Consider the following 557-nt stretch of genomic DNA (forward strand, 5'->3'; position numbering starts at 1 on the left):
ATTTGATAAGCAATGACGCCAAGCGAATACAGATCCGAGCGCGGCGTGCCGGGCTCGCCCAGAAAGTATTCGGGCGCGGCATACTGCGCCGTGCCTGGCATCTCGGCCCGTTCCAGGCGCATCGCGGTTTCCGTCAGGCCAGCCACCCGGGTCGAGCCGAAGTCGATGATCTTCACCGTGCCCGACGCATCGATCATGACGTTCTCGGGGCGCAGGTCCTGGTGCAGCATCTCCAGCCGGTGAAACGCCAGCAGGCCACGGGCGATCTGTTCGACCAGGCCGCGCACCGTGGCCAGGTCGGGACGTGGATTGTCCCGCATCCATTGCGCCAGTGTCTGGCCTTCGATGAACTCGGTAGCCACGTACAGATAATTGCGTTTCCTGTTCTGGGCGCTGGCTTTGAGCACATGGGCGTTGCTGATGCGGCGCGCAATCCATTCCTCCATCAGCAGGCTTTCCAGATAGGCCGGGTCGCCTTGCAGGTCGACCGACGGCGTCTTGAGGATCTGCAGTTCGCCGCTCTCCTTGTCCTGCGCCAGGTAGATATGGCTGCGGCT

1 protein-coding gene is annotated in these 557 nt (G+C 62.7%); it reads right to left on the reverse strand.

The window, feature by feature from the left end; all coding sequences use genetic code 11:
* Positions 1-557 (reverse strand): serine/threonine-protein kinase (locus JK635_RS27965; RefSeq protein WP_202653057.1); only part of this gene is annotated, 557 nt, incomplete at both ends.

Source organism: Neobacillus paridis, from assembly GCF_016765675.1.
GTDB classification, from domain to species: Bacteria; Bacillota; Bacilli; order Bacillales; family Cytobacillaceae; genus Neobacillus; species Neobacillus paridis.